Here is a 26,552-nt window from a genome sequence, read left to right as displayed (position 1 = left end):
CCGCAGGCGGGAACCGAGACCGTCGTCACCGCGGCGCGGCGCAAAAGGCGGTCAGCAACGGCGCGACCGGGCCCCGGTAGCCGGTAGCGAGCAGTTCTACTGTGGCGGTGAACAATTCGACGAAGGCCACCGCGGTGCCACGATTGAACAGCGCGGTCGGATAGATGAACACCCCGTCGACGCCCGCGGGCGCGCCCAGCCGGTCGTACCGGTCCACCAGGCCGAATTCGAGGTCGTGCTTGGCGCGGACGACGCCGGTGTCGAGCTCGGTGACGGTCAGCCCGCCGTCGCCGCCGCCGGCCGGCGCGGCGGCCGCGCCGCGCTGGAGGATGAGCGTCGCCTGGAACAGCGGGCAGGCCGCGTCCTGCAACAGGCAGCGCTTCAGCCGCTGGGCGGGGGTGTCGGGGTGGGCGAACGCGGCCAGCGCCACCCGGCGCACCTGATCGAGCAGGTCGTCCGCGTCGGCGGCCCGGTCGAGGCGCACGCGCATCAGCACGTCGTCGGCGAAGTTGCCGACCAGATCGTCCAGCAGCCGGTGGTCGCGGCCCGCCACCGCCGTGGCCACCGTGACGTCGGCGCTGCCGGAGAACGCGCCGACCGCCACCGCGAAAGCGGCTTGCAACACCATGAACAGGCTGGACCGCGCCGCGCATGCGCGATCGAGCAGCGCGCGGTGCACCTCGGCGCCGAACGCGACGGGCACGACCGCCCCGGCGCCCGCCGCGCCTGCCCGGCGGATCGGGCGTGGGCGAGCGCAGGGGAATTCGAGCACCGGAGGCCGGCCGGCGAGGGTGTTCGCCCAGTAGCGCAACTGCTGCGTGGCGCGGCTCCATTCGTCGGAGTAATCGCCGAGCTGGGCGTGCTTCCACAAGGTGTAGTCGGCATAGTCGACCGGCAAGGGCGTCCAGTTCGGCGCGGCCCCGGCCTGCCTGGCCAGGTAGGCCGTGACGAGATCGCGCAGCAACGGGGCCACCGAGCGCCCGTCGATCGAGATGTGGTGGACCACCAGCACCAGCACCACGTCGTGTGGCCCGAGCACGCACAGCCGGGCGCGCAGCGGCAGGTCGGAGTCCAAATCGAACGCACCCGCGGTGAATTCCGCGATGCGGTGCGGCAATTCGGCCTCGGTGACCGCGACGATCTCGGTCCGCACCCTGGCCTCGGGCGCCGGGACGATCACCTGGGCCGGGCCCGAGGCGGTCTTCGGGTAGCGCGTGCGCAGCGGTTCGTGCCGGGCGACCACGTCGGCTATCGCGGCGACGAGCGCCTCCGTCCGCAAGGCGGGCCCGGACAGGCGCACCGCGCGAGCCACATTCCAGTCACCCGAGCTTCCGGCCCGCGCGGCATGCCACATGCGTTCCTGCGCCGGGGCGAGCGGGAGGTGCGCCGGGCGCGGCCCACGGGCCAGCGGCGCCGGACGCCGTGGCGGCGGGAGATGCCGAACCGCTGGTCGCGTGCCGCGTGCCCGGGTGCGTCCCAGTCCATCGCCGATCGCTTCGGACCAGACCACCGCAGCGGAGTTGTTCACGCGCCGTTACCCTCCACTACCGAACCACTGCAAGACCCGGGGAAGGTAACCGGCGCGAGTAAACCGACAGTTACCACCCCGTGACCGGGTGGGATCCGTTTCGGCAAGACCGCGGGGGCCGGGGCGGGTGCGCGCGGCGCAGGGGTGCGCCGCCAGGCATTATCGTTGGGCCGTGCAGACAGGTCAGCAATCAGACGACGACGGGGGCCCGCGGATCTGGGGTGGGACGACGCTCACCGAGCGCAGGGAGACGCGGCGGACGGCGTTGCTGGAGGCGGCGCTCGATCTGATCGGCGAGTCGGGCGCGAGCGGGGTCACCATGCGCGCGGTGTGCCGCAAGGCCAATCTCACCGACCGCTATTTCTACGAGAGCTTCGCAGGCCGCGACGAGTTGCTGGACGTGCTCTACCGTCAGGTCGCCGACGAATTCCTGGAGCCGATGACGGCCTTCGCCGCCACCGACAACCCCTCGCGCGACCGCGCGCTGTCGGAGATCCTGGTGGACAAGGTGCTCGCCGACCCGCGCAAATCGCGGCTGTTCCTGGTCGAGCCGTATTCCAGCACCGGACTCGGGCAGACCACCTTCGCGGTGATGCCGGTCTTCACCCGGATCATGCAAGATCATCTGTTCGGCCACATCGATGACCCGGTCAAGCGCAGGCTGGCGGCGGTGACGATGGCCAGCGGGAACGCGGGCATGTTCTCGGCCTGGCTGAACGGCTCGCTGCGCGCCACCCGCGAGCAGATCATCGAGCACTGCGTCGAGACGCTCACCGCGTACCGCTCGCTCTACCGTTCCTGACCGCACGGCTCGGGCCACCGAGCGGCAGAGCCGAATCGTCAGTCCCCGGACTGGCCCCGCCAGTACGCCAGGGTGTTCTTGGTCCGAACGGTGGCGGCGTGCGTGGGACCGAGGGCACGCAACTCCGCCACCAGCAGAACCTCCAGCTCCGCGACGGCGCGAACCAGGTCGCCGTGCCGGGCGCGGCAGGCGGCGAGATCGTTGCGGGTGTCGAGGGTGTCCGGATGATCCGGGCCCAGCACCCGGAGCCGGTCGGCGAGCAGTTTCTCCAAGTCGGTGATCGCGCCGGGCAGGTCGCCGCTGTCGGCGCGATAGGTGGCCAGCCGACCGCGGGTGAGCAGCGTGTCGGGGTGGTCCGGACCGAGCACCCGTAGTCGATCGTCGAGCAGGCGGGTGAATTCCGCGCCCGCCCCGGCCAGATCACCGCTGCGCGCGCGGAACGCGGCGAGGTTGTTGCGCGCACCGAGCGTGTCGGGGTGGTCGGGGCCGAAGACGCGCAGACAGTCCGCGACGAGTTGCTCGAACTCGGCGCGGGCGCCCGCGAGATCTCCGCTGCCGGCGCGCCAGTAGGCCAGGCTGTTACGGGTGCGCAACGTGTCCGGATGATCCGGTCCCTGCACGCGCGCGCGGTCGGCGCGCAGGGTTTCGAATTGGGCGATCGCACCGGCGAAATCGCCGACATCGCCGCGATTGGACGCCAGATTGTTCCTGGTGCGCAGGGTTTCGGGGTGGCCGGGACCGAGCAGGCGCAGCTGATCGGTGAGCAGGTGCTCGAATTCCAGTCCGGCGCCGGAGTGGTCACCGCAGCGGGCGCGGTAGCTGGCCAGGCGGTCGCGGGTGTCCAGGGTGTCCGGGTCGTCGGGGCCGAAGACCCGCAGCCGGTCGGTGAGCAGCTGCTCGAAATCGGCGATGGCGCCGACCAGGTCGCCGCTCTCGGCGCGGTGGTAGGCCCGCCGCTCCCGCGTGGTGAAGGTGTCGAGGTGGTCCGAGCCGAGTGCTTGGACGAAGTCGGGCACCCAGGCGGCCCACAGGTCGCGATCGTCGGCCGACCTGCCGGTTTCCAGCTTCATCAGGAAGTCGATGGCCAAGGCGGAATCGCCGTAGGCCAGGCAGTGCCGAACGGCCGCGCCCCGTGCGTAGTCGGCGGCCCGGTCGGTGTCGTCGGCCTGGATCGCCGCCACGAGGGCGCGGTGCGTGTCCTCCAGGCGCACGCCGAGGCGGCGGCATTCCGCGGCCAGCGCGGACAGGAACCCGCTGTGGGACACCCCGAGCGACTCACGGACGCTGCCGGGATGACTTCGGGTGATCAGCGCGCCGAGATTCACGGCGACGTCGCGGATCCGGGCGGTACTGAGATCGACGCCGAGCGACAGCAGCGCCGCGTCCAGCAACTCCAACGGCAGCACGGGCCCGGCCCCCGCCGCCACCAGTACGCCGAGCAATGTCGCTGTCGCGCTGGTCGTTTCGGGATCGGCGCTCCGTAGCGCCGTCTCGACCCGCAGTGCGATCACCCGGTCGAGACCGATCCCGGAGGCGACCGCGCCGTCGGTCAACCCCGCGGCGACCTCCAGCAGGATGCCCGCCACCAGCCAGCCGCCGGACACCACCCGCGAACCGCTCGCGTCGGTCGGTGTCTCGGCCAGCAGCCGCTGGATCCAGCCGATCCAGTCGACCGGACCGATCGGCGCCGTCCCGCGAGCCGAGTCCACCACAGCGGCGATGTCGTCGGCCGCCGGTTCGGCGACATCGATCCGGTGCATGTGCGCCAGCTCCGGGTCGTCCTCGACGCCGGTACCCGGCCGGATGCCGACGATCACCCGGACATGCCGGAGATCCTCGCGCGTGGTGAGATCCGCGATCGCGGCCACGAGCAGCCGCCTGGTCCCCTCCTGCGGCTGGTTGAGTCCGTCCAGCACCACGGTGACCCGGCGGCCCGCGGTGGACAGGCGCGCCAACGGGCGGCGGACCAGGATGTCGAAGATGTCGAACTCGTCCCTGGGCCGGTGCGCCCGCGCCGCTCGGGCCGCCTCCCGGAAGCCGGGCAGGCGTGCGTCGAGTTGCGCGGCCAGTTCCGCGGCGACCGACTCCACCGAGCTGTTCACCGTCAGGAACACCGCGGCGGTGATGTAGTCGGGGGTCACGGCGAGCCCGTCGACCAGACTGGGGCGGATCAGCATCGCCAGCAGCGTGGACTTGCCCACGCCCGCGGGCCCCAGCACGGCCCGCAGCCGGTGACTGCCCGCGTCGACGATCGCGTCGAGGCGCTCGCGCACGTCGGGTGTCAGCAGCAGACGCCGGGTGAGCTGGTCGACGAACCCGGCGGCGGAGCGCCCGCTCACCGCGTCCCGGTGGCGGGCGGTGTTCGGCACCAGCCACAGCCCCGGGTCGACGCCCTCGGCCGTGGACACCGCGCCGGAACTGAAGGAGAGATGCTGCGGCTGTTGATAGGTGCACTGCATCGCGATCGGGTCGACCAGATCCGAGGGCAGCAGGTTCTCCCCGCGCAGCGGCAGTCCGATGTCGAAGGTGGCGAGCATGGTCCTGGTGAAGCATCCCGAGTACGCGGGCCCGTCGCCCGAGGCGACCAGCAGCTCCATCCGGCCGCCGGACTGGGCCAGCAGATCGGTCCACCGGCGCGCCGCGCCCTGCACGCCCTGGCCTGCCTCGCAGGCGTCGACGAGCAACACCAGTCCGTCGATCGCGGCGCGGTCGAGCCGCTCCCTGATCTCCTGGGTGAGGTGGAAGGCGTTGTGCGAGTTCGGGTCGGCGGGCGAATCGTGGCCGAGCAGGTAGAAGTCCTCCGCGGTGGTCGCCACGCCGTGCCCGATGAAGCCGAGCAGCAGCGTGGCCTGCCGCTCCGACGCCGCCGCGAAGGCCGCGTCGACGGCGGCGAGCAATTGCGCGGCAGTGGGATTGAGCACCGGGCCGTCGAGTTCGGTCGCTGTCCGCCAGCCGCCCGCCCGAGTGAGGCTCCCGTACAGCCCGGTGGCGAGTTCCTCGGGGAATCCCAATTCTCCCAGCGCCGCGCATTCCGCCCCCACCACCAGCGCCAGCCGTCCTCCCATGCAAGAAACATACCTGCGCCGCCGCGGCCGTCCCGTCCTGCGGTCGAGCCGGACCCGTATCGAAAGTCGCTGTGCGAGACGTAGGGTGACGATCCGAGAGCCAGCAAAGGAGATCGTGGGATGACCGACCCGGTGGTGGGTTTGACGGGTACGCTCACATCGCCGATCCGGGGTGCCGGGATGCTGGGCGAGGTCCTGGTCGCGATTCGAGGGGGAACCGAGCTGTACATCGCACGGGCCGCCGAGCCGATCTCGGCTGGTGCGGCCGTGCTGGTCATCGCGGTCCATCCGGGGCGCGTCGTCGACGTCGTCCCGTGGATTCCGCTCACCCCGGACCCGGCCGGAGAAACCTGAAACAGTAAGGGAGACAGAGGTGCTGGGCTACCACGTGCCGGACCCGGACGAGGCGATGCTGGTCAGCGGCGCCAAGAGCCGCGACAACGCGCCGTTCAAAGTGATCATCGGGCGCGGCGCCTGGGTGATTCCGTTGTTCCGCAAGGTGCGCTATCTGTCGCTGGCGATGTTCGAGTCCGAGATCAAGGAGCGCTGCGTCACCAAGCAGGCGATCCAGCTCGACGTCCGCGCGGTGATCGCGTTCAAGGTGGCCAACGACACCCAGTCCATCGTGAACGCCGCGCAGCGGTTCCTCTCCGAGCAGGAGCGGGAGATGTCGGTGCTGACCGGGCGGATCTTCTCGGGGCACCTGCGCTCGATCGTCGGCTCGATGACGGTCGAGGAGATCATCCGGGAGCGCCAGAAACTGGCCGACGAGGTGCTCGTCGCGTCGAAAGTCGAGATGAGCAATATCGGCCTGTGGGTCGATTCCTTCCAGATCCAGTCCATCGACGACGGCAACCTCGGCTATATCGCCGCGCTCGCCGCGCCGCACAATGCGGCAGTGCAGCGCGACGCGCAGATCGCGCAATCGCAGGCCGCGCAGGCGGCGGCGCAGGCCGAGCAGGAATCGCAGCGCAGGCAGGCGGAATATCAGCGCGAGACGTCGATCCTGCGCGCGCAATACCAGCGCGATATCGACAAGGCCAACGCGGAGGCTGCGCAGGCGGGCCCGCTCGCCGAGGCGATGGCGTTGCAGGAGGTGCTCACCGCCCAGGCCGAGCAGGCGCGCAAGGAGGCCGAGCTGCGTGAGCAGCAGTTGCAGGCCGAGGTCGTGAAACCCGCTCAGGCCGAGGCGGATCGAGTGCGCATCCTGGCCGAGGCGGAGGCCGACCGCACCCGCATCCAGGCCGCGGCGGCCGCGTCGAACAACCGGATCGCGCTGGATCAGTTGTTGATCGAACAACTTCCGGAAATCGTGAAGCAGGCGTCGAACGGGTTGGCGAACGCGAATCTCACCGTGCTCAACGGGCCCGACGGAGTGGGCGAACTGGTGAACGGAATGGTCGGTCAGGGACTGACCGTTTTCAATTCGCTGCAAAAGGCGCTTTCCTCCAACGATGGCGAAAACGCGGGTTAAAGTGGCCGAGTAGCGACGGCGACGAGGAGCGGGTGTTGGTGTCCATCGGGAAATTGGTGTCGTTCGACAGCTCTCGGGGATTCGGTTTCATTCGACCGGAGGACGGTGGGCCCGATGTGTTCGTCCACGTCAACGACATCGGTCTGGACGAGGACGAGTTGCGGCAGGGGCGGGTGTTCGAATTCGAGGTGACCGAGGGCGACCGCGGACCCAAGGCGGTCAATCTCAGCCTGGTCGGCGCAGCGTCCGCGCCGCCCGCCCGGCACAAGGGCAAGGACCGGGCGGGTGCGGGACAGCTCACCGTCGCCGAGCACAAACGCCTGATCACCGAACTGCTGCTGGATGCCAGCCCCGCGCTCACCGCGGGTGAGATCCTCACCATCCGCGACCGGCTCACCGCGTTCGCCGATCAGCACGGCTGGCTGGAGAACTGACCGGAGAAGTCCACGATCCTGTCGGGGCCTCCGCCTACGATCGAGCCGAGACCGCGGCCACATACCGATGAGTTTGCTCGGCGCGCGCCGTCGGTATGGGTGAGGATCGAACCCGAGGAGGATCGCGTGGACCTACCGGTGATGCCACCAGTGCGGCCGATGCTGGCCAAATCCGCGCCCGCGGTGCCGCGCGAGCCGGGCCTGAGCTACGAACCCAAATGGGACGGCTTCCGCTGCATCGTGTTCCGCGACGGCGCCGAGGTGGAACTCGGCTCCCGCAACGACCGGCCACTGACCAGGTATTTCCCCGAGGTCGCCGAATTGCTGAAGCAGGCGCTGCCGGATCGCTGCGTGGTGGACGGCGAGATCGTGATGGTCACCGAGCAGGGCTTGGATTTCGACACGCTGCAGAACCGTCTGCACCCCGCCGCGTCCAGGGTCGCCAAGCTGGCCGCGGAGACGCCGGCCAGTTTCGTGGCGTTCGACCTGCTCGCGCTCGGCGACAAGGATTTGACCGGTGAGCCGTTCACCGAGCGCAGGCGGCTGCTGGAAACGATCCTGGACACCGCGCTCGCGCGCGTCCATCTCACCCCGATCACCCACGACCCCGACGTCGCGCAGGACTGGTTCACCCGTTTCGAGGGCGCCGGATTCGACGGCGTGATGGTGAAGTCCGACGAACTCGCCTATATGCAGGACAAGCGGGTCATGCTGAAGGTCAAGCACGAGCGCACCGCCGACTGCGTGGTGGCGGGGTTCCGCTGGCACAAGGACGGCGCCGGTGTCGGTTCCCTGCTGCTGGGCCTGTTCGACGAGGAGGGCCGCCTGCACCATGTGGGCGTGGCCAGCAGCTTCACCGCGGCCCGGCGCAAGGAACTGGTCGAGGAGCTGGCGCCGCTGCGGGAGAACGCGCTGGACGATCACCCCTGGCGGGACTGGGCCGACGCCGCGGCGCAGGCGGCGGCGGACGGCAAGATGCCCGGCGGCGTCAGTCGCTGGACCGGCGGCAAGGATCTGTCCTGGGAGGCGTTGCGGCCGGAGCTGGTCGCGGAGGTGCGCTACGAGCACGTGCAGTCGGGTCGGCTGCGCCACGGGGGCAGGCTGGTGCGCTTCCGGAACGACCGGACGCCCGAGTCGTGTACCTACGGTCAGCTCGACGAAGTCGCACCGGCGGAATTGAGCACGCTGTTCGGCGAAGGCGCGGCGCGATGACCGAGTCCGTCGATATCGAGACCGACGGCCGGACCGTCACGATCAGCAATCCGGGCAAGGTCTACTTCACCAAGCGCGGCGAGACGAAACTCGATCTGGTGCGGTATTACCAGGCGATCGCCGAACCGTTCCTGAACGTGGTCGGCGGACGTCCGCTGCTGCTGGAGCGCTACCCGGACGGAGCCTCGGGTAAATCCTGGTTCCAGAAGCGGGTGCCGAAATCCGCGCCGGAATGGCTGCGCACGGTGGAGGTGTCCACACCGAACGGCACCACCAGCGACGCCCTCGTCGCGCACGATCTCGCCCACATCCTGTGGGCGGTGAACCAGGGATGCCTCGGTTTCCACGTCTGGCCCAACCGCGCCGACAACCTGGAGATCGCCGACGAGTTGCGCATCGACCTCGATCCCTCTCCCGGCATCACCTTCGCCGATCTCCGGCACGCGGCGATACGCACCAGGGATCTGCTCGCCGAACTCGGTATCGAATCGTGGATCAAGACCTCCGGGTCACGCGGCTTGCATCTGTATTCCGCGCTGGAGCCGAAGTGGGACGGATATCAGGTGCGGGCCGCCGCGGTGGCGCTGGCGCGCGAATTGGAGCGCCGGTATCCGGAGGACATCACCGCGCAGTGGTGGAAAGAAGAACGCGGCAACCGGGTATTCATCGATTTCAATCAGAACGCGCCGCACAAAACGGTTTTCGGGGCCTGGTGTGTGCGACCGAAGGTCGGCGCGCAGGTGTCGACGCCGATCGGCTGGCCGGATCTGGATTCGGTGGTGCCCGACGAGCTGACCATCGCGACCGTTCCCGCGCGCTACGCCGAGTCGGGTGACCCGTGGGCCGACCGCGCACCCCAGTCCATCGCCCCGCTCCTGGAGATGTCCGAACGGGATATGGCAGCCGGGCTCATGGACGCGCCGTGGCCGCCGCAGTACCCGAAGATGCCCAACGAACCCCCTCGGGTCCAGCCGAGCCGCGCGAAGAAGTCCGAATAGCGTCCGCCGCTATTCGGTCCACAGCACCCACGTGCCGCTGCGGCCGCTGACTTCGCACACCAGGGCGCGGCCGTCGGCGGTGCGGCCGGTCTTGGCGCCCGAGGCGTCGCACTTCGATCCCGCCTGCTGCACGGCGGTCGCCACGGTGTGCGGGCCCGACCACTGGTAGCCGCCCCCGGTCGTCAGACAGATCAGGGTGCCGCCGGTGGCGGCGCTGCCTATCTGCCCGAGCTGGGCCTCGGTGCAGGATGCGCCCTTCGTCACCGGTCCGGGACTCTCCGGCGACGGCGTGGTCGTCACGGCGGGGCTCGGTGCGGCGGTCGTGGGGGGCGCCACCGGGCGCTCGACGGTCGTGGGCACCGACGCGAGGGGTGTGGGCGCGATCGTGGCGGTGCGGTTCATCAGATCCGGCATCCAATTGCCGGTCAGCAGGACGAACCCGGCTACCGCGGTGATCTCGGCGACGCCGAGCAGCAACGCGAACATCGCCATGACCCGGCCACGGGGATGGCTGAAGGCGATGAAGCCGAACACGATCGCCACGGGGAACAGTCCGAGCAGCGCCGCCACCAGCGCGACGATCGCGTACGGATTGACGATCGGCGGAATCTCCACGCGCAGCCGTCCGGTCCGGCGGCGGCTCGGCGGCTGCTCGGGCCAGCGTTCGTCCTCGTCCTCGGACCAGTGACCGTCGGGCTCCGGCTCCGACCAGCGGTCATCCGGCTGTGACTGCGGCCAGCGATCCGTTTCACGCCGTTCTGCCCGTGTCATCCAGGTCCTCTCCACACCGACACACCGTGCAGGAACCTCGGATATTGTCCGGACCCGCCCCGATATACCGACACAGAATAGGACGCGCGACGCGAAAAGTTGATCCGAAGGGTCCGATATTTGTGATCGGGCCGTAATAACAAACTCACCGCAACTCTCGGGGATCTGTTAGCCGAGGCGCATGCTGGTCGATCGGCGACCTGCCGAGCGCGACTGATCAAAGGCGGATCCATGACCGATATGACGACGTCGAGCGGCGGGGATTGCTGAGCCGACCCGAAGGGCCGGAAATTTGCTCGACACCCTTACCCGGCTTCGTGCTGTGCGCACTGGCCCGCTCCCTGCCGGCCGCGCCGAGGCCGCGCAGCCGTTCACTGCCTGCGATCGACCTTGGGCAGCGATTCGGTGACCAGCGTGAGCAACATGTCGCACAACAGGTCGTGCACCTGCTCGCGGGTGAGCGTGCCGCGGGTGATCCATTCGCGGCCCGCGACCTTGACCAGCCCGCCGTAGGCGCGCACCATCGCGCGCAGTTCGGCATCGTGTGCCGAATCGGCGAGGCCCACCATCAGCAGCAGACGTTCGGCCGCCGCGTCGTCGGCCGCGTCCAGGATCTGCTGCACTTCGGGGTCGTCACCGACGCCCTCGTGGCTGGTCACTTTCACCCAGGTGCTGCCGTGTTCGGCGATGGTGTCCAACAGCCAGCGCACGCTGGCGTCCACACGCTCGCGCCAGGAGCCGGTCGGCACGATCATGTCGTCGAGTTTGGGCAGCGTGACCATCCGCCGTACGACCGCGAGGTAGAGATCGCGCTTGTTGCCGAAATAGTGATTGATCAGGCCACGGGCCACACCGGCCCGCTGCGCCAGTTCGGCGGTGGAAACGGCCGCGTACGGGCGCTCGCCGAACATATCGATGGCGCAGGCGAGGATCTGCGCGCGCCGCTCGTCGGGTTCGAGCCTGCGGCGGCGCGGTAGCGCCGGGTCGGCGCCACCGTCCGCGGTCGTGCTCCTGGTATCAGAGAGACCGGGCAATGAGATCCTTCATCACCTCGTTGCTGCCCGCGAGGATGCGCAGCACGCGGGCGCCGGTGTAGAGCTGGGAAATCGGATACTCCGTCATGTAGCCGTAGCCGCCGAACAGTTGCAGGCAGCGGTCAACCACGATACCGAGCTGATCGGTCAACCAGTACTTCGACATGGCAGCGCTGGGAATATCGAGCTCGCCGCGCAGATGCTTGGTGATGCAGTCGTCCAGGAAGGTGCGGGAGACCTTGGCGATGGTCGCGCACTCGGCGAGTTCGAACTTGGTGTTCTGCATGGCGAACAGCGGCTTGCCGAACGCTTCGCGGCCCTTGGTGTAGTCGACGGTGAGCTGCACGGCCTGCTCCATCATGGCGACCGCGATGATCGCGGTGACCAGGCGCTCCTGCGCCAGCATCTGCATCATCTGGTAGAAGCCCTGGCCCTCGGCCTCGCCGAGTAGGTTGGACGAGGGCACGCGCAGACCGTCGAAGAACAGCTCGGCGGTGTCCTGGGCCTTGCCGCCGATCTTGTTCAGAATGCGTCCGCGCTTGAAGCCGGGGGTGTCGTCGCCGACTTCGGCGAAGATCAGCGAGACACCGGCCGCGCCCTTGGCCGGGTCGGTCTTGGCCGCGATGACGATGCCGTCGCAGAGCCAGCCGTTGGTGATGAAGATCTTCGAACCGGTGATGACGTACTCGTCGCCCTCGCGCACCGCGCGGGTCTTGATGTTCTGCAGGTCCGAACCGGTGCCCGGCTCGGTCATGCCGATGGACAGCACGATCTCACCGCTCGCCGCCTTGGGCAACACGCGGCGCTTGAGCTCTTCGGAGCCGAATTCGTACAGGTAGGGCGCGATGATCGAGCTGTGCACGGGGATGCCCATCGACCCGTCGCCCGCACGCGCCTGCTCCTCGATGATGGCGGCCTCGTGCGCGAAGGTGCCTCCGCCGCCGCCGTATTCGGCGGGAATCGCGGGGCACAGCAGGCCGAGTTCGCCCGCGCGGTTGTACAGCGCGCGATCGGGGTGCCCTTGGGCGACGAATTTCTCTTCATGGGGGACGACCTCCTTCTCGAAGAAGGTCCTCGCCAGGTCTCGTACCGCCTCGACCTCGTCGTCACTCCACGCCGCGCGCGCCATCGCTCGATCCTTTGCTCGCTCCGGTCCGGCTCCGTCGCCGGTTCCGCCCCAAGATTCCCGAACTATTGGCGAGTTGTCAACAAGAGTCGGACACCGCTCCCGCAGCTGCCGGAAGAGGATCCGGGCCGGTCTGCGTCCCCGCGGTATCGAACCCAACGGGCACCGAGGACAGCGGGACTACCGAGTGGCCCCGGCTCGCACAGCCGCCGGGCCGCGATAACCGCCGGTGAGCTGCGCCATAATTCGGCGTTTTACCTTTCCCTCGAGCGGTCAATCCTTCGTACTGTCCGTATCGAAATTACTGACGTTCGGCACGACGGCGACGTGCCATCGGATCGGTAGCCGGCAGCGAACGAGGCACAGACATGACCGAACTGCTCGACACCACCGGAACACCCCGCCCCGACCGCACCTGGACGGTCGACCGGGACGGCGCCGATCTCGCCGTCTTCGAATGGGGTGACGCGGCCGCCGACCCCCTGGTGCTGGTGCACGGCCTCACCGACACCCACCACGTGTGGACCACGGTGGCGGCCCTCTTGGCCGACGGCTTCCGGGTCATCACCTACGACGTACGCGGGCACGGACGCTCGGACACTCCCGGCGCGCTGTCGGAGTATCGCCTCGGCCACCTCGCGGAGGACTTCTTCGCGGTGATCGATGCCGCCGGCCCGCGCAAGCCGGTGCACACGTGCGGGCACGGCTGGGGTGCGGTGCAACTGTGGGAGGCGGTCTGCGACGAGCGGGCCAACACCCGCGTCGCCTCGTTCACCGCGATCGCCGGACCGAACCTCGATCATCTGGGCCTGTGGCTGCGCGCCTTGGCGCCGCGGGCCGGTCGCGAACTCGGCGACGTGGGCTGGTGGCTGCGGGGAGCCCGCTGGGCGCTCACGCCGGGTCCGATCGCCCGCAGGCTCTACCCGCCGCGGGTGCGCGGCCTGCTGGTGCGGCAGCTGGGCGGTATCTCGCCGTTGCCCGCGCGCGTCGCACGGACCTGGCGCACCGACCTGGTCGCGGGTGCGCGCATCGCGCAGGCCAACCTGCTGCACCACCTGAGCAAGCCTCGGGTGCGGCGGACGGCGGTGCCCGTCCAATTGCTGGTCGACACCACCGACCCGTTCGTCCCCGCCGCCGTCTACGACGCCTCCACGCGCTGGGTCGACAGGCTGTGGCGTCGCGCCGTCCCGGCCGATCACTGGCTGCCGATCACCGAACCGCTGCTGGTCGCCGAGGCGATCGCCAACTTCGTCGACGATCTTCGCGCCGACCGCGCGGCGATCAGCCCGCGCAGCAGCTGACCGAGGGCGTTGCGGCGGGAACACAGGCAACCGGGCGGTTACCCGGCGGGCGGGTTTGCGACAATGGGCCGGTCGCCTACCCAGCTCTATGAAGGATGTCCCCCGCCGCGATGGCCGAAAGCATGATCGATCCCGACGACCTCGCGACCTGTCTTCGGGTCCTGGAGCAGGCCGGAACCCTGGAGAAGGATCACCCCGACTCGGTGATCGTGCAGCGGGCGGTCGGGCACATGTTCAAGAAGCTCAAGCAGCGCCGCCGCTCCGAGGCGCGCGAGGCGGTCTCGTTCGCCGATCGCGCGGTGGTCGCCGCGACCGCGACCGGCTCACCGAACCGGATCGATGACGAGACCGCGGGCATCCCGATCAGCTCCTCCGCCTCCGGCGCCAGCGCGGGCACGCTGATCCGCGCGCGCCCCTGCTACATCTGCAAGCAGCGCTACACCCGGGTCGACGCCTTCTACCATCAGCTGTGCCCGGAGTGCGCGGCGACCAGCCACGCCAAACGAGACGCCAGGACCGATCTGACCGGGCGCCGGGCACTGCTCACCGGCGGTCGCGCCAAGATCGGCATGTACATCGCGCTGCGCCTGCTGCGCGACGGCGCGCACACCACTATCACCACGCGCTTTCCCAACGACGCCATCCGGCGGTTCACCGCGATGGACGACAGCGCGGACTGGCTGCACCGGTTGCGCATCGTCGGCATCGACCTGCGCGACCCGGCCCAGGTGGTCGCCCTCGCCGACGACGTCGCCGCCCAGGGCCCGCTGGACATCCTGATCAACAATGCCGCGCAGACGGTGCGCCGCTCCCCCGGCGCCTACAGCGCCCTGGTCGATGCCGAATCCGGACCGTTGCCCGCCGGCGCGCTGCCGGAGGTGGTGAGCTTCGGCAAGACCATGCAGGCGCACCCCACCGCGCTGACCGCCTCGCTCACCCCCGCCCTGACCGCCGCCGATGTCGCCGAACTGGCCCTGGTCGCGGGATCCGCGACGCCGGAACGCATCTCGCGCGGTGTGGCGATCGACGCGGGCGGCCTGGTGCCGGACCTCGCGCACACCAACAGCTGGGTGCAGACCGTCGCCGAGGTGGACCCGACCGAACTGCTCGAGGTGCAGCTGTGCAATTCGGTCGCGCCGTTCATCCTGGTCTCGCGGCTGCGTCCGGCGATGGCCGCCGCGCAGGCGCGCCGCAAGTACGTCGTGAACGTCTCCGCGATGGAAGGGCAGTTCTCCCGTGCCTACAAGGGCCCGGGGCACCCGCACACCAACATGGCCAAGGCCGCGTTGAACATGCTGACCCGCACCAGCGCCCGCGAGATGCTCGAGCAGGACGGCATTCTGATGACCGCGGTCGACACCGGCTGGATCACCGACGAACGCCCGCACTACACGAAGGTCCGCCTCGCCGAGGAGGGCTTCCACGCGCCACTGGACCTGGTCGACGGCGCGGCGCGCGTCTACGACCCGATCGTGCAGGGCGAGAACGGCACCGATCTGTTCGGCTGCTTCCTCAAGGACTTCCAGCCCTCCCCCTGGTAGCGATCCGGGATCTCGTACGCGGGGAAAGGCTACGCTGGAGGCGTGCTCTACCGGCTGTTGGCCGACGCCACCGTCGCCACGCACTTCGCCTTCGTGGCCTACGTGGTGGTCGGCGGATTTCTCGCGTGGCGCTTCCCGCGCACGATCTGGCTGCACCTGATCGCGGTCTGCTGGGGATTCAGCACGATCGTGGTCGGCTTCGACTGCCCGCTCACGCATCTGGAGAACTGGGCACGCGAACGCGCGGGGCTGGCGCTGCTGCCGTCGAGCGGGTTCATCGACCACTACCTCACCGGTGTGATCTATCCCGAACACGCGCTCGGATCGGTGCGGATACTGGCGGCCGCCCTCGTGGTGGCGTCCTGGATCGGCTATGTGTGGGTGCTACGCGGGCGGTCCACCCCGGCCGTCCAACCGTAGACACCGCACTGATCGCCCCGCACTGATCGCCCTCAGCCCTCAGGTGGACGCCAAGTGGCGCGCGACGAAGCCGGCTACCTCCGCGGCGTGCTCGTCGAGATAGAAATGCCCGCCGGGGAAGGTCGCGCGGTCGAATCCGGCACCGGTGTGTGCCCGCCATTCGTCGGCCTGTTCGGGTCGCATCGTCGGGTCCTCGGTGCTGACCAGCGCCGCGATGCTCGCGCGCAGCGGCTCCCCCGGCTGGTAGCGATAGGTCTCGACCGCTCGGTAATCGGCACGCACGGCAGGCAGCACGAGTTCGGCGAGGCTCGGCTCGGCGCGCAGCATCTCGAGCGGCGCGGGGTCCGCCGCCAGCCGGATCAGGTCGCCGATGAGATCGTCGTCGGAGGCCAGGTGTAGCCGTCCGGTCTCCTCGAAAGTCGGTGCGGGACGGCCGGACACGAACAGCGTGGTCACCGGCTGGCCGGCACGCTCGAGCCTGCGCGCGGTCTCGAACGCCACGGTCGCGCCCATGCTGTGCCCGAACAGCGACAGCCCCGCGACCCGGCCCTGTGCGAGCACTTCCCTGGCGACCCCGTCCGCGAGCGCGACCAGGTCGGTGATCGGGTCCTCGCCCAGCCGGTCCTGCCGCCCGGGGTACTGCACCGCGAACACCGCGACGCCCGCCCCGAAACGCTGTGCGAGGTCTCGGTAGGCGGTGGCCGATCCGCCACCGGGCGGGAAGCACAAAAGGTGCTGCCGCACGCCTGCCTCGGATCGCAGAGTGCGCAACCACGCCGAGTCGGTGATGGTTCCAGCCACGTTCGGTCTCCCTTCTCCACCGTCGGTTCCGGCGCGAGCCGGACCAGACCACGGTAATCGCCCGCGCCGGTCAGCGACCGAACCGACAGCTCGATCCGAGGCGAAATCACCGGCACGGCCGGATGACCCCGAACAACTCCGACGCGCTTTGCAGCCATGCACCCCGGCCGAATACCTACGCTCGGTCGGTCTGACGCAGTCGCGCCATGCCCTGAGAGATCGGCTGTCTCGCCTTCCCGCGCGAAGTCCGCCGCGGATCGTGGCGCTCGACGCGAACGGACGGGGGCCGGAGAGTTGCACTACATCCCGGAGCGGAGCAGGCCGGTCAGGGCGTGAAGGTTTGCAGGTGGTCCACGGTGACGAAGGTGCTCTGCGGGCTGACCGCGGCGACCGCGGCCCGCAGGGGCTCGAGCCCGCCCCAGTCGCGCGCGGGTTCGGTGAGCGGATGGTCGAAGTCGTCCCAGTGGGTGGGCAGCACGTAGCGTGGATTGCCGGTGGCGCGCAACAGGCGTCCGACGTAATCGGCGATCTTGCCGCCGCCGGCGGGCAGCAGCAGCACATCAGGACGCAACTGCGCCACTTCCGACTCGATGTAGTTCGAGCCGCCGAAGTCCAGCACGCTCACCCCGCCGCCGCTCACCTCGTAGGCGAGCGTGCCGCCCTCGACGAGATCGCGAATCACTTTGGGCTCAGGGAGATTTCCGGTACCGAAGCCGGGCCGGGTGCCCGCGAAGGCAACCGTGGCACGTGGTCCCGAAGCAGAATGCAACGAGCGCAGCACCCGGATGGTGTAGCCGTCGAAGCGGAGGACCTCGCCGCCGGTGGCCAAGGCGAGCTGCTGCTCCGGCGCGCCCAGCGCGGCCATCAGGTTCAGATGCGTCTCGGTGCCGAGCACCGTCGCCCCGGTCTTCTTCGCCAGGTACGGCACGTCGGCGAGGTGGTCGTAGTGGCCGTGGGTGACCAGGATGTGATCGGCGCGCAGTTCGCCGCTGTCGACATAGCGGTCGATCAGCGCGGTGTCCACGGTGATCGGAGTCTGCGGATCCGCGCCCTCGGCAGTGTAAGTTCCGGTATGAAACCTGGTCAGCCACGGGTCGATGAGCACGGTCTTGCCGCCGGGCAGGCGGATCTCCCAGCTGTTGTTGCCCCACCACCGCAGCGTCACAGCGCCGGACGATCCACCCGCCGAGGCCGGAGCCGCCGCATCGCTGTTCACGGAATCAGTTGTACCGCAAGCCATTAGGCCCGCAAGCGTAGCCGCACCCGCGGTCGCGCCGAAGAATTCACGCCGTCCGAGACCTGTCACGCAGGCACCACACCACACCCGTGACATCCGTGTCCAAGACCTACGCGCGCGCTCACTGATATCGGAACGGATATCGTCGCAGCGTGGATCAGTTGCGCCAACTCCGGTACTTCGTCGCCGTCGCGGAGGAATTGCATTTCGGGCGGGCGGCCGAACGCCTCGGCATCGCCCAGCCGCCGCTGAGCCAGCGCATCCGCCGCCTGGAGGCCGACCTCGGCGCGCGGTTGTTCGACCGGGACAGCCGCCGGGTCGCGCTCACCGAAGCCGGGCAGATCCTGCTCGCGGAGTCCAGGGACCTGCTCGCCCGCTGGGAACGGACGAAATCGCTGGTGGGCAAGGCGCATCGGGGCGAGATGGACGCGGTGCGGATCGGCGTGCCGCCCGAGCTGGCCGGGCGTTTGCTCGCCGCGCTGCTCACCGCGTTCGAGGCCAGGGACGTCCGGGTGGACCTGCAGGAACTCACCACCGCCGAGCAGGTCCGGCTGCTCGCCGACCGTCAACTCGACGCCGGGTTGCTGCAACATCCGGTCGACGCGGTCGGCCTGGAACTCGGCCCGGCGGTTCAGACGCCACTGGGCGTGGTGCTGCCCCGCGATTCGCCGCTGGCGGCACGGTCGACGCTCGAACTGGCCGACCTCGCCGGGCACGGCTTGGTGATCTTCCCGCGCGCCGCGGCGCCCGGACTCTACGACGCCACGCTGCGCCGATGCTGGGAACACGGCTTCCGTCCGACGTCGGTACAGCACGCGCGCAACCCGGAATTCGTGCTCGGGATGGTGCTCTCCGGCCGCGGCGTGGCCTTCGACCAGGGCATGGTGGCGCAGAAGGAACCACGGGTGGTCTGGCGGCCGCTGCCGGAGGGAGCACTGAGTCACCGGCTGTCACTGGCCTGGCCGGTGGGCGTGGCGCATCCCCTGGTGGGTGAACTGGCCGAACTGGTCGTGACGGTCCTGCAGGACGACGGCTCGTCGCGGCCCGCAACGGTCGCGGATTCGCCGCAACGGCCGTGGAACGTCGTCTACGGCAGGCCGTGAACGATGCGTCCGATCGCCTCGACGGCGGCGGCGCCGATGGCGCGATCCACCTCGGGCAACCGCTGCGCCAGCGACGCCGCACGCGTGAAAACGGCGACGGCATACCGGGTTCGGTCCGGATATTCGACGACGCCGATCTCGTTGCGCACCCCGGGCAGCGTCCCCGTCTTGGCCCAGACCTGGACCTCCGGCGGAAAGGCCGCCGCGAGGCGGTACCAGTTCACCTGCTGGCGCATCAGGTCGCGAACCCACCGGCACGCCTCCGGGGCGCCTGCTCGATCGAGGGCGATCAGGGTGAGCAGCCGGACCATCTCACGCGGGGTGCTCGCGGTGGTTTGCCGCGGGTCCAGCGCCCTGGTGCGCAGCACCTGCTCGGCGGTCAGCTCGGGGAACCGGCGGGCGAACTCGGCCGCGTCGTCCGCGCCGATGTCCTCGGCCATGGACCGCACGACCGCGCGTGGCGGACCGACGACCCGGGTGGCGGTGAGACCGAGTTCGCGCAGGAGCGAGCGCACGTTGTCCAGCCCCACCCGGTCGAACAGCAGGTCGGCGGCGGTGTTGTCGCTGACGGTGAGCGCGAGGTACGCCGCGTCGCGCAGGCTGAGCTCGACATCGTCGGCGCAGCCCGCGGTACCGACGCCACCGAGCCGGTCCGACGCCCGCGCCCGCACCCGGTCGGTGGGGTCCAGTTGTCCCGCCGCCACCTGCCTGGCGAACTCCAGCACCAGCGGCACCTTCACCACCGACGCCAGCACCACCGGCTCGTCCGCCCCCGAGCCCGCCTCGGCGCCACAGCCGACGCATCGGGCATAGACCCACCCCTCGACGCCCTCGGCCCGAAAGATCTCCTGCACCGATGCAGCATCCCCGTCCCGAGTGGCGGGTACCGCACCGGGGTCGCGCGAGCGGGCGGGACCCCTCAGAGCTCGCCGAGCCGGGTCCGCGCGAGCCGCTGTTCGAGCTCGGCGATGCGCTGCCGGTAGCCGGCCAGTTCGCTGAGACGAGAACCCATCTCGTCGGTCAGCTGCGCGATCCGCCCGAGGTAGCGGTGCGCGGGGCGATCGGCCCAGTGGGCGCCCGCGCGGCCGTACTCCACCGCACGCTCGACGTCGCCCGCGGCGACTCCCGCCGCCTTCGCGTCCGTCATCGCCGCCGTGAGCGCCGCCTCCAGCTGCTCGGTGCGCAGTCGCGTCGCCTGATCGTGGCCGCCGGTCCCGAGCGCGGCGCGTTCGGCGGCGAGGTCCTGGATCTCCCGCAGGTACCCGGCGTTCTGGGCGTCCTGTACGGCCATCAGCTCGTAGTCGTGCTTGATCGGCGCGGATCGGACCCGGTCCGGGATGAGAGCGGCGCGCGGCTGCATGTCGTTGCCGAAGACCGGAATCCGCTCTCCCATTGCGGAATTCGGCTTCTTCCTGATCACCGGCACCGTGTATTCCGCGCTTCCGGCATAGACGTTCGTCATCGTCGCTCGACCTCACCTATGGCTGCCGCGCGGTGGTTCGGTGCGGCCTGCCATGCTCTGCCCCTCTGTCCGCACGCGACGGACAGGTCATCGGTTCCGCGCGGCGTCCCGCGCCGGTTGCTGCGGTGCAGCATGGGGATATCCTGGCCAATTCCTCCGGCTTCGGCGCGTGCCACTATCCTCACTGGCGAGAAGATCACTCGGACAGCTTCTTTCGCGCGGTGCGGTGCTGAAGTCCGGCCCGGCACAGCCACTGTGCGGGACGCCGAGCGCATCCGGAACACGCGGCCGGAGGCCCCGGGCTCGTCAGCATTTCATCCGCAATCTCGGTGGCACACGTCCGCGATCCGGCGGTCGCCGTCCGAACGCTCTCGGCGACCCGGCCCGGACGGGCGCCCGGTTCGATCGGCGATCGCCCCGCCGCGTCGACCCACCGCGCACCGGCAGGTGGGCCGTGCCGCACCGCGATCCGCATCGTCGCAGGTGGCGCCGCAGAGCGGCGGTGTGGTCCGGAATGCGGGGGCGGCAACGGCTCCGGACGGGGGGACCACAACACGAGGCTCCTCCGGACCGGCAACTAGGCTGAAGCGAGTGAACACGCACGCACGGCTCGTCCATGACTACGAGGCCGGTATCGGTGTCACCGCCTCGCGCATCTCCCCCTCGCCCGATCCGGGTAGCAATCTCGCCGCGACGCTACCGGTCTGGGCGCTGGCCGCCGGTTCGGTGACAGCGCTGACGGCGGCCGCGAACCGCATGCGCACCGCGCGCGGCCTCGACCCGGTGGCGCACCGCATCGATCCGGCCCGGATCACCGCGGCCTTCTCCAGCGAGCGTCTGTTACGCATCGACGGCCGATTCCCGACGCCGTTCGCCGAGCTGTCCGGTTTCTTCCCCACCTTCGACGGGTGGGTTCGCACGCACGCGAACTATCCGCACCACCGGTCGCTGCTGCTGTCCGCGCTCGGCCTGCCCGAGTCCGCGCCTGCCGACCTCGTGGTCGCCCAGATGGCCATGATGCGCGCCGCGGACCTGGAGGAACAGGCCGCCGCGCACGGCGCCGTCGCGGTCCGCGTCCGCACCGAGGCGGAATGGGCCGCCAGCCCCGAGGGACAGGCCGCCGCGGCGGGTCCGGTGGTCGCGATCACCTCGCGCACCGACCGCGGCGAGCTCGGATTGCCGTCGGGCGCCGCGCCCTTGCAGCCGCTGCGTGGCTTGCGAGTGCTCGATCTGACCAGGGTGATCGCGGGGCCCGTCGCGACGCGGGCACTCGGGCTGCTCGGCGCCGAGGTACTGCGGATCGATCCGCCGCAGCTACCGGAGATTTCCTGGCAGTTCGCCGACACCTGCCAGGGCAAACGCTCCACACTCGTCGACCTGCGCGCACGCGGCATCGACGACCTGATCGCCGCCGCAGACGTGCTGATCACCGGGTACCGGCCGGGTGCGCTGGAGCGCGCGGGCGTGCGCGCCGCCGCCCGGCCCGGCCTGATCCACGGACGGGTCTCCGCCTGGGGTGAGTCCGGTCCGTGGGGCGAACGGCGCGGCTTCGACAGCATCGTGCAGGCGGCCTCCGGCATCTCGATCCTCGAGGGCGCGCCCGCGGTGCCGGGGGCGCTGCCCGCGCAGGCGCTCGACCACGCGTCGGGTTACCTGCTCGCCGCGGGCGTGATCGACGCCTTGGCCGCGCGGGCCGACGACGGCGTCGGACGGGACGTGCGGGTGGCTCTGGCCCGCACGGCGGCCTGGCTGCTCGACGCGCCGGACCGTACACCGGGTCATCCCAAGGCCGCGTTGCCGAGCCCGGCGGAGGTGGTCCGGCACGGGCAGGTCGTCACCGCGCCGCCCGTACTGGCCGAGTACCCGGACTACGCCTGGCCCGCACCTGCCTACGGCGCGGATAGTCCCGCCTGGCCGCTGCCCGCGCACTGACCGTCCCACCGGGGCGCCGCGAAAATCCTTTGCGGCGTCCCGGTCGCGGGCGATGAAATGGCGCTCCTCGTGTCGTCAGAACCGGCATGACGCTCATCGACACCGTTTCCGAAGGGACCCGCGCCGTGGACACCACGCTCGACCGCGTCGCCCAACCGCAGGCGGGCAAGCGCGAGTGGGTCGGGCTCAGCGTGCTCGCCCTCGCCTGCCTGGTCTACGCCATGGACATGACGGTGCTGCACCTCGCCGTGCCGATGATCAGCGCCGAACTGCGTCCGACCAGCTCGCAACTGCTGTGGATCATCGACGTCTACGGGTTCATGGTGGCCGGGTTGCTGGTCATCATGGGCACCCTCGGTGACCGCGTCGGCCGGCGCAAGCTGCTCATGGTCGGCGCGGCGGCGTTCGCGGTGGTCTCGGTCGTCGCGGCGTTCGCGCCGAGCGCGGAACTGCTCATCGCCTGCCGCGCGCTGCAGGGCATAGCGGGCGCCACACTCGCTCCGTCCACGCTGTCGTTGCTGTTCAGCATGTTCCGCGATACCCGGCAGCGGTCGGTGGCGGTCGGGGTGTGGGTCGGCGCGTTCTCCGCGGGCGGCGCGGTCGGCCCGCTGTTCGGCGGCGTGCTGCTGGAGCGGTTCTGGTGGGGCTCGGTGTTCCTGCTCGCGGTGCCGGTGATGGCATTGCTGCTGGTCCTCGGGCCGAAGGTGCTGCCGGAGTATCGCGATCCGGATGCCGCGCGGCTGGACCCGCTCAGTGCCGCGCTGTGCGTGGCGGCAATGATCGCGCTGGTGTTCGGCATGAAGAAGATCGCCCAGGACGGGCTCGGCGGCGCCGCGCTGCTCGCGATCGCCGGTGGCCTCGCCGTCGGCGTCGTGTTCGTGCGCCGACAGCTCGTCGGCCGGGATCCGATGCTCGATCTGCGGCTGTTCCGGCTGAGCACGTTCCGCGTCGCGCTGCTGATCAACATGGTCGGAGTCTTCGTCGCCTTCGGCTACTTCCTGTTCGTAGCTCAGTACTTCCAGCTCGTGCTCGGCCTGTCACCGCTGGCGGCGGGCCTGGTGATGGCGCCGTCCGGGCTCGGCTTCATCGTCGGCTCGCAGCTGGCTCCCCGGATCGTCCGGGTGGTGCGCCCGGCCTACCTGATCGGTTCGGGCCTGGCGACCTCGGCTGTCGGCCTGCTGCTGATGACGCGGATCGGCGTCACCGGCGGGGTGCCGCTCGCGCTGGTCGCCTCGGTGATCATCGCGCTGGGCCTGGCACCGGTGTTCGGCATCACCACCGAGCTGATCGTCGGCTCGGCGCCTCAGGAACAGGCGGGCGCGGCCGCGGGCGTCTCCGAGACGGGGGCGGAACTCGGTGGCGCCCTGGGCATTTCGGTGCTCGGCAGCATCAGCGTCGCGCTCTATCGCGGCGATCTCACCGGCTCGCTACCCGCCGATCTGCCCGGCGAGGCCGGGCGCTCGGTGCGCGACACCCTGGGCGGCGCGGTACACACGGCGGCGGGATTACCCGGCGATCTGGGCGAAGCGGTGCTGCGGGCCGCGCGGGAAGCGTTCCTGCACGGAGTCCACGTGACGGCCGGCGTCGCCGGGGTGGCGGCTCTGGCGGTTTCGGTGGTCGCCGTGCTTCGTTTGCGTCACATCCCGGCCGGGGAGCTGTCGAGCGAGCACTGATCCTCGGTTCCGGCCAGCGCGGCGACCGCCTTCGCGAGGCGGTCGCCGTCCGGCAGTCTCGTTTCCGGAACGATGGTCTGCAGCACCCCGAGTCCCTGGACGAGCACGAAGTACAGCTCCGCGATCGCCTCGGCTTGGTCTTCACTCAGCCGCGGGTGCGCCTCCCGCAGCGCGTCCGCCATGTCGTGATAGGCCCCGGGCAGGCTCTGGGCGAAGAACTTCTGCGACTCCGGCGACCGGGCGACGCGCACCAGGTTCTCCATGCTCGCCAGCATGCTGTCGCGGTTCTCGGTGAACACCGTGGGCATTCCGTTCCACAGCGCGGCGAACGCCGCCAGCGGAGCGGCGCCGCTGCCCTCGCGAATCTTCGCCTCCATGCTGTCGCCGATCGCGGTGCCGAGGGTGTCGGTCAGCGCCTCGGTGATCAATTGCTCCTTGGAGCCGAAGTGGTAGCCGATGGCCGCCAGGCTCACACCGGCCGCCGAAGCGATGTCGCGGGCGGTCGCCTTCGCGACGCCGCGTTCGACGATGACTTTTCGTGCTCCCGCCAGTAGATCCTCGCGATTTCCCATGACCACAGGCTACAACGTCTTAGACAAACGTACTAGACGTATGTACTACCCCGTGCGATCGCCGAGCTACCGGCAACCTCGGCGTCGTGCCCGTCCACCGGCTCGCTAGTCTCGTGCCGTGCGGCAGAAGATCATCCTCGACGTCGATACCGGCATCGACGACTCGCTCGCGCTGCTGTACCTGCTCGGCTCCCCGGAGGCCGAGATCGCCGGAATCGCCGCCACCGCGGGCAACGTCGCGGCGGCGCAGGTGGCGGCGAACAATCTGGCCTGGCTGGACGTCTGCCACGCGCCCGAGATCGAAGTAGCGCTCGGCTCCCCCGTTCCATTGGCGATCCCGCTGCGCACCACCGAGGACACGCACGGACCGCAGGGCATCGGATACGCCGAGCTCCCTGTGTCGGCCCGCCGTGTCTCGGCCCGATCGGCCGCACAGATGTGGGCGGATCTGGCGCGGGCCCATCCCGGCGAAATCGTCGGACTCTGCACCGGCCCGTTGACCAACCTCGCTCTCGCGTTGCGGATGGAACCGGACCTGCCGCTGCTGCTGGACCGCCTGGTGATCATGGGCGGCGCGTTCAACCATCCGGGCAACACCACGCCGACCAACGAGTGGAACGTGCACGTCGACCCGGAGGCCGCCAAAGAAGTCTTCGACGCGTTCGCCACGGCTCCGGCGCGACGCAGGCCGATCGTCTGCGCGCTCGACATCACCGAGACCATCGAGATGCGCCCCGAGCACTTGGTCCGCCTCGCCGAGCGCGCGAAAAGCTTTCCGGTGGAACTCGTCTCGCCGTCCGATCCGCCCTGGGCCCGCTCGGCCGCGAGCAATCCGATCGTCCGGCACGTCACCGACGCCGTGCGGTTCTACTTCGATTTCCACCATGGCTACGAGCTGGGCTATCTGGCTCATATGCACGATCCGTTCGCTGCCGCGGTGGCGCTGGATCCGGCGCTGGCCCGCGTCCGCCCGGCGACGGTGGACGTGGAGCTGGCGGGCACCATCACCCGGGCGACCACGGTCGCCGACTGGACGGGCATGTGGGGCCGGGAACCCAACGCCGACATCGTGATCGGCACCGATCCGGCGCTGTTCTTCGATCGCCTGATCGCCCGGATCGGCGACTTCGCGCGGGCCGTGCACCCGCCCGCGGCTCAGGAGGTCCGGTGACCGGCGCAGACGACACGGCCTACTTACCTGCCTTCCGCGCCCGGCTCGGGTTGCCCGGCATCATCGACGTCCACACCCATTTCATGCCCGACCAGGTGATGCGGAAGGTGTGGGCGTATTTCGACACGGTAGGCCCGCTGACCGGCCGCGCCTGGCCGATCACCTACCGCGCCGACGCGGAGGTCCGGTTGAAAATGTTGCGTGACTTCGGGGTTCGCGCGTTCACCGCACTGGTGTATCCGCACAAACCGGACATGGCGGCCTGGCTGAACGAATGGACCGCCGATTTCGCCGCCCACACCCCCGATTGCCTGCACACCGCCACGTTCTTTCCCGAGCCGCAGGCGGCGGGCTATGTCCGCACAGCGGTCGAGGATGGGGCTCGGGTCTTCAAAGCGCATGTTCAAGTCGGCGGCTACCATCCGGGCGACCCGCTGCTGGACCCGGTGTGGGGCTTGCTGGAGGACGCGCGTATTCCGATCGTCATCCATTGCGGTTCCGGCCCTGCGCCCGGAGTCCACACCGGACCGGAGCCGATTGCCGGTGTGCTGCGCCGCTTTCCGCGCCTGCGGCTGATCGTCGCGCACATGGGCATGCCCGAATACTCCGAGTTCCTCGATCTTGCCGAGGACTACCCGGAGGTACGGCTGGACACCACAATGGTGTGGACCGATTTCGCCGAGGCCGACGTGCCCTTCCCGGTCCACGAGCACGGCAGGCTGAGCGCCTTCGCCGACCGCATCCTGTTCGGCAGCGACTTCCCCAATATCCCACACTCCTATGGTCATTCGATCGAGGCGCTCGAACGCCTCGATCTCGGTGACGACTGGTTGCGCCGGGTCTGCTACCGCAACGCGGCGGCGCTGTTCGGCATCGAATAACCTGGTTCCGAACC

General features: G+C 69.9%; 24 protein-coding genes. 14 read left to right on the top strand and 10 right to left on the bottom strand.

The annotated features are described in order from the left end of the window. Positions 1-25: 25 nt before the first annotated feature. A complete protein-coding gene (locus IU450_RS24205; RefSeq protein WP_324197795.1) occupies positions 26-1,528 on the bottom strand; it encodes a condensation domain-containing protein in 1,503 nt (500 codons plus the stop codon). A 172-nt stretch (positions 1,529-1,700) separates the two neighbouring features. Here IU450_RS24205 and IU450_RS24200 point away from each other — a divergent pair, with 172 nt between their 5' ends. Next, complete coding sequence (locus tag IU450_RS24200; RefSeq protein WP_195152035.1) at positions 1,701-2,330, top strand: TetR/AcrR family transcriptional regulator; 630 nt, start codon at positions 1,701-1,703, stop codon at positions 2,328-2,330. 38 nt (positions 2,331-2,368) lie between these two features. On the opposite strand, the gene IU450_RS24195 is transcribed toward IU450_RS24200, so the two are convergent. Next, a complete protein-coding gene (locus IU450_RS24195; protein WP_195152034.1) occupies positions 2,369-5,395 on the bottom strand; it encodes a tetratricopeptide repeat protein in 3,027 nt (1,008 codons plus the stop codon). Positions 5,396-5,515: 120 nt separating this feature from the next. Between IU450_RS24195 and IU450_RS24190 the strand changes: the two genes are divergently transcribed. The 5 genes from IU450_RS24190 to ligD all read left to right on the top strand — a co-directional run bounded on the left by IU450_RS24190 (position 5,516) and on the right by ligD (position 9,513). Beyond that, a complete protein-coding gene (locus IU450_RS24190) occupies positions 5,516-5,749 on the top strand; it encodes a hypothetical protein (RefSeq protein WP_043690391.1) in 234 nt (77 codons plus the stop codon). Between the two features lie 19 nt (positions 5,750-5,768). Further along, positions 5,769-6,869, top strand: coding sequence for an SPFH domain-containing protein (locus IU450_RS24185; protein ID WP_195152033.1), 1,101 nt, complete (start codon positions 5,769-5,771; stop codon positions 6,867-6,869). A gap of 38 nt (positions 6,870-6,907) precedes the next feature. Beyond that, positions 6,908-7,303 carry a cold-shock protein gene (locus tag IU450_RS24180; RefSeq protein ID WP_416382900.1) on the top strand — a complete coding sequence of 132 codons (396 nt, stop codon included), beginning with the start codon at positions 6,908-6,910 and terminating at the stop codon, positions 7,301-7,303. 126 nt (positions 7,304-7,429) lie between these two features. Then, complete coding sequence (locus tag IU450_RS24175) at positions 7,430-8,515, top strand: ATP-dependent DNA ligase (RefSeq protein WP_195152031.1); 1,086 nt, start codon at positions 7,430-7,432, stop codon at positions 8,513-8,515. Next, positions 8,512-9,513 (top strand): non-homologous end-joining DNA ligase, encoded by a 1,002-nt coding sequence (gene ligD, locus IU450_RS24170; RefSeq protein ID WP_195152030.1) that lies wholly within the window; start codon positions 8,512-8,514, stop codon positions 9,511-9,513. The genes IU450_RS24175 and ligD overlap by 4 nt, the downstream gene beginning before the upstream one ends. 9 nt (positions 9,514-9,522) lie before the next feature. Here ligD and IU450_RS24165 read toward each other — a convergent pair whose 3' ends face one another. From IU450_RS24165 to IU450_RS24155, 3 genes are all read right to left on the bottom strand, one after another. Beyond that, on the bottom strand, positions 9,523-10,284 hold the full coding sequence (locus IU450_RS24165) for a DUF4190 domain-containing protein (protein WP_195152029.1): 762 nt from the start codon (positions 10,282-10,284) through the stop codon (positions 9,523-9,525). Between the two features lie 371 nt (positions 10,285-10,655). Continuing rightward, a complete protein-coding gene (locus tag IU450_RS24160) occupies positions 10,656-11,318 on the bottom strand; it encodes a TetR/AcrR family transcriptional regulator (protein WP_195152028.1) in 663 nt (220 codons plus the stop codon). Continuing rightward, positions 11,302-12,447 carry an acyl-CoA dehydrogenase family protein gene (locus IU450_RS24155; protein WP_195152027.1) on the bottom strand — a complete coding sequence of 382 codons (1,146 nt, stop codon included), beginning with the start codon at positions 12,445-12,447 and terminating at the stop codon, positions 11,302-11,304. Before IU450_RS24155 ends, IU450_RS24160 begins: the two co-directional genes overlap by 17 nt. A gap of 365 nt (positions 12,448-12,812) precedes the next feature. Here IU450_RS24155 and IU450_RS24150 point away from each other — a divergent pair, with 365 nt between their 5' ends. From IU450_RS24150 to IU450_RS24140, 3 genes are all read left to right on the top strand, one after another. Continuing rightward, positions 12,813-13,745 carry an alpha/beta fold hydrolase gene (locus IU450_RS24150; protein ID WP_195152026.1) on the top strand — a complete coding sequence of 311 codons (933 nt, stop codon included), beginning with the start codon at positions 12,813-12,815 and terminating at the stop codon, positions 13,743-13,745. Between the two features lie 110 nt (positions 13,746-13,855). Then, positions 13,856-15,286 carry an SDR family NAD(P)-dependent oxidoreductase gene (locus IU450_RS24145; RefSeq protein ID WP_195152025.1) on the top strand — a complete coding sequence of 477 codons (1,431 nt, stop codon included), beginning with the start codon at positions 13,856-13,858 and terminating at the stop codon, positions 15,284-15,286. A 42-nt stretch (positions 15,287-15,328) separates the two neighbouring features. Beyond that, on the top strand, positions 15,329-15,706 hold the full coding sequence (locus IU450_RS24140; RefSeq protein ID WP_195152024.1) for a DUF2784 domain-containing protein: 378 nt from the start codon (positions 15,329-15,331) through the stop codon (positions 15,704-15,706). 39 nt (positions 15,707-15,745) lie between these two features. Here the strand turns inward: IU450_RS24140 and IU450_RS24135 are convergent, their stop codons facing one another. Further along, positions 15,746-16,507 (bottom strand): thioesterase II family protein, encoded by a 762-nt coding sequence (locus IU450_RS24135; protein WP_324197794.1) that lies wholly within the window; start codon positions 16,505-16,507, stop codon positions 15,746-15,748. Positions 16,508-16,832: 325 nt separating this feature from the next. After that, complete coding sequence (locus IU450_RS24130; RefSeq protein WP_324197793.1) at positions 16,833-17,723, bottom strand: MBL fold metallo-hydrolase; 891 nt, start codon at positions 17,721-17,723, stop codon at positions 16,833-16,835. Between the two features lie 173 nt (positions 17,724-17,896). Here IU450_RS24130 and IU450_RS24125 point away from each other — a divergent pair, with 173 nt between their 5' ends. Continuing rightward, positions 17,897-18,847: a LysR substrate-binding domain-containing protein gene (locus tag IU450_RS24125; protein ID WP_195152022.1), complete on the top strand. Its 951-nt coding sequence runs from the start codon at positions 17,897-17,899 to the stop codon at positions 18,845-18,847. On the opposite strand, the gene IU450_RS24120 is transcribed toward IU450_RS24125, so the two are convergent. Both IU450_RS24120 and IU450_RS24115 read right to left on the bottom strand, forming a co-directional pair. Further along, positions 18,832-19,701, bottom strand: a complete 870-nt coding sequence (locus tag IU450_RS24120) for a serine hydrolase (protein WP_195152021.1) — start codon at positions 19,699-19,701, stop codon at positions 18,832-18,834. The two genes, IU450_RS24125 and IU450_RS24120, sit on opposite strands and share 16 nt — an antisense overlap. A 65-nt stretch (positions 19,702-19,766) precedes the next feature. Next, positions 19,767-20,309 (bottom strand): hypothetical protein, encoded by a 543-nt coding sequence (locus tag IU450_RS24115; RefSeq protein ID WP_195152020.1) that lies wholly within the window; start codon positions 20,307-20,309, stop codon positions 19,767-19,769. 591 nt (positions 20,310-20,900) lie between these two features. On the opposite strand from IU450_RS24115, the gene IU450_RS24110 reads away from it, so the two are divergent. Continuing rightward, positions 20,901-22,241 carry a CoA transferase gene (locus IU450_RS24110; RefSeq protein WP_324197792.1) on the top strand — a complete coding sequence of 447 codons (1,341 nt, stop codon included), beginning with the start codon at positions 20,901-20,903 and terminating at the stop codon, positions 22,239-22,241. A gap of 86 nt (positions 22,242-22,327) precedes the next feature. Continuing rightward, positions 22,328-23,914 carry an MFS transporter gene (locus tag IU450_RS24105; protein WP_195152018.1) on the top strand — a complete coding sequence of 529 codons (1,587 nt, stop codon included), beginning with the start codon at positions 22,328-22,330 and terminating at the stop codon, positions 23,912-23,914. Here the strand turns inward: IU450_RS24105 and IU450_RS24100 are convergent. After that, positions 23,878-24,486, bottom strand: coding sequence for a TetR/AcrR family transcriptional regulator (locus IU450_RS24100; protein WP_195152017.1), 609 nt, complete (start codon positions 24,484-24,486; stop codon positions 23,878-23,880). The two genes, IU450_RS24105 and IU450_RS24100, sit on opposite strands and share 37 nt — an antisense overlap. A gap of 118 nt (positions 24,487-24,604) precedes the next feature. Between IU450_RS24100 and IU450_RS24095 the strand changes: the two genes are divergently transcribed. After that, positions 24,605-25,657, top strand: coding sequence for a nucleoside hydrolase (locus IU450_RS24095; protein ID WP_195152016.1), 1,053 nt, complete (start codon positions 24,605-24,607; stop codon positions 25,655-25,657). Then, positions 25,654-26,538: an amidohydrolase family protein gene (locus IU450_RS24090; RefSeq protein WP_195152015.1), complete on the top strand. Its 885-nt coding sequence runs from the start codon at positions 25,654-25,656 to the stop codon at positions 26,536-26,538. Before IU450_RS24095 ends, IU450_RS24090 begins: the two co-directional genes overlap by 4 nt. Positions 26,539-26,552 lie beyond the last annotated feature (14 nt).

Origin of the sequence: Nocardia abscessus, assembly GCF_015477775.1 — a bacterium.
GTDB lineage: Bacteria > Actinomycetota > Actinomycetes > Mycobacteriales > Mycobacteriaceae > Nocardia > Nocardia abscessus_A.
Note: the sequence above shows the minus strand (reverse complement) of the source record. Positions and strands in the feature narration are given on the sequence as shown.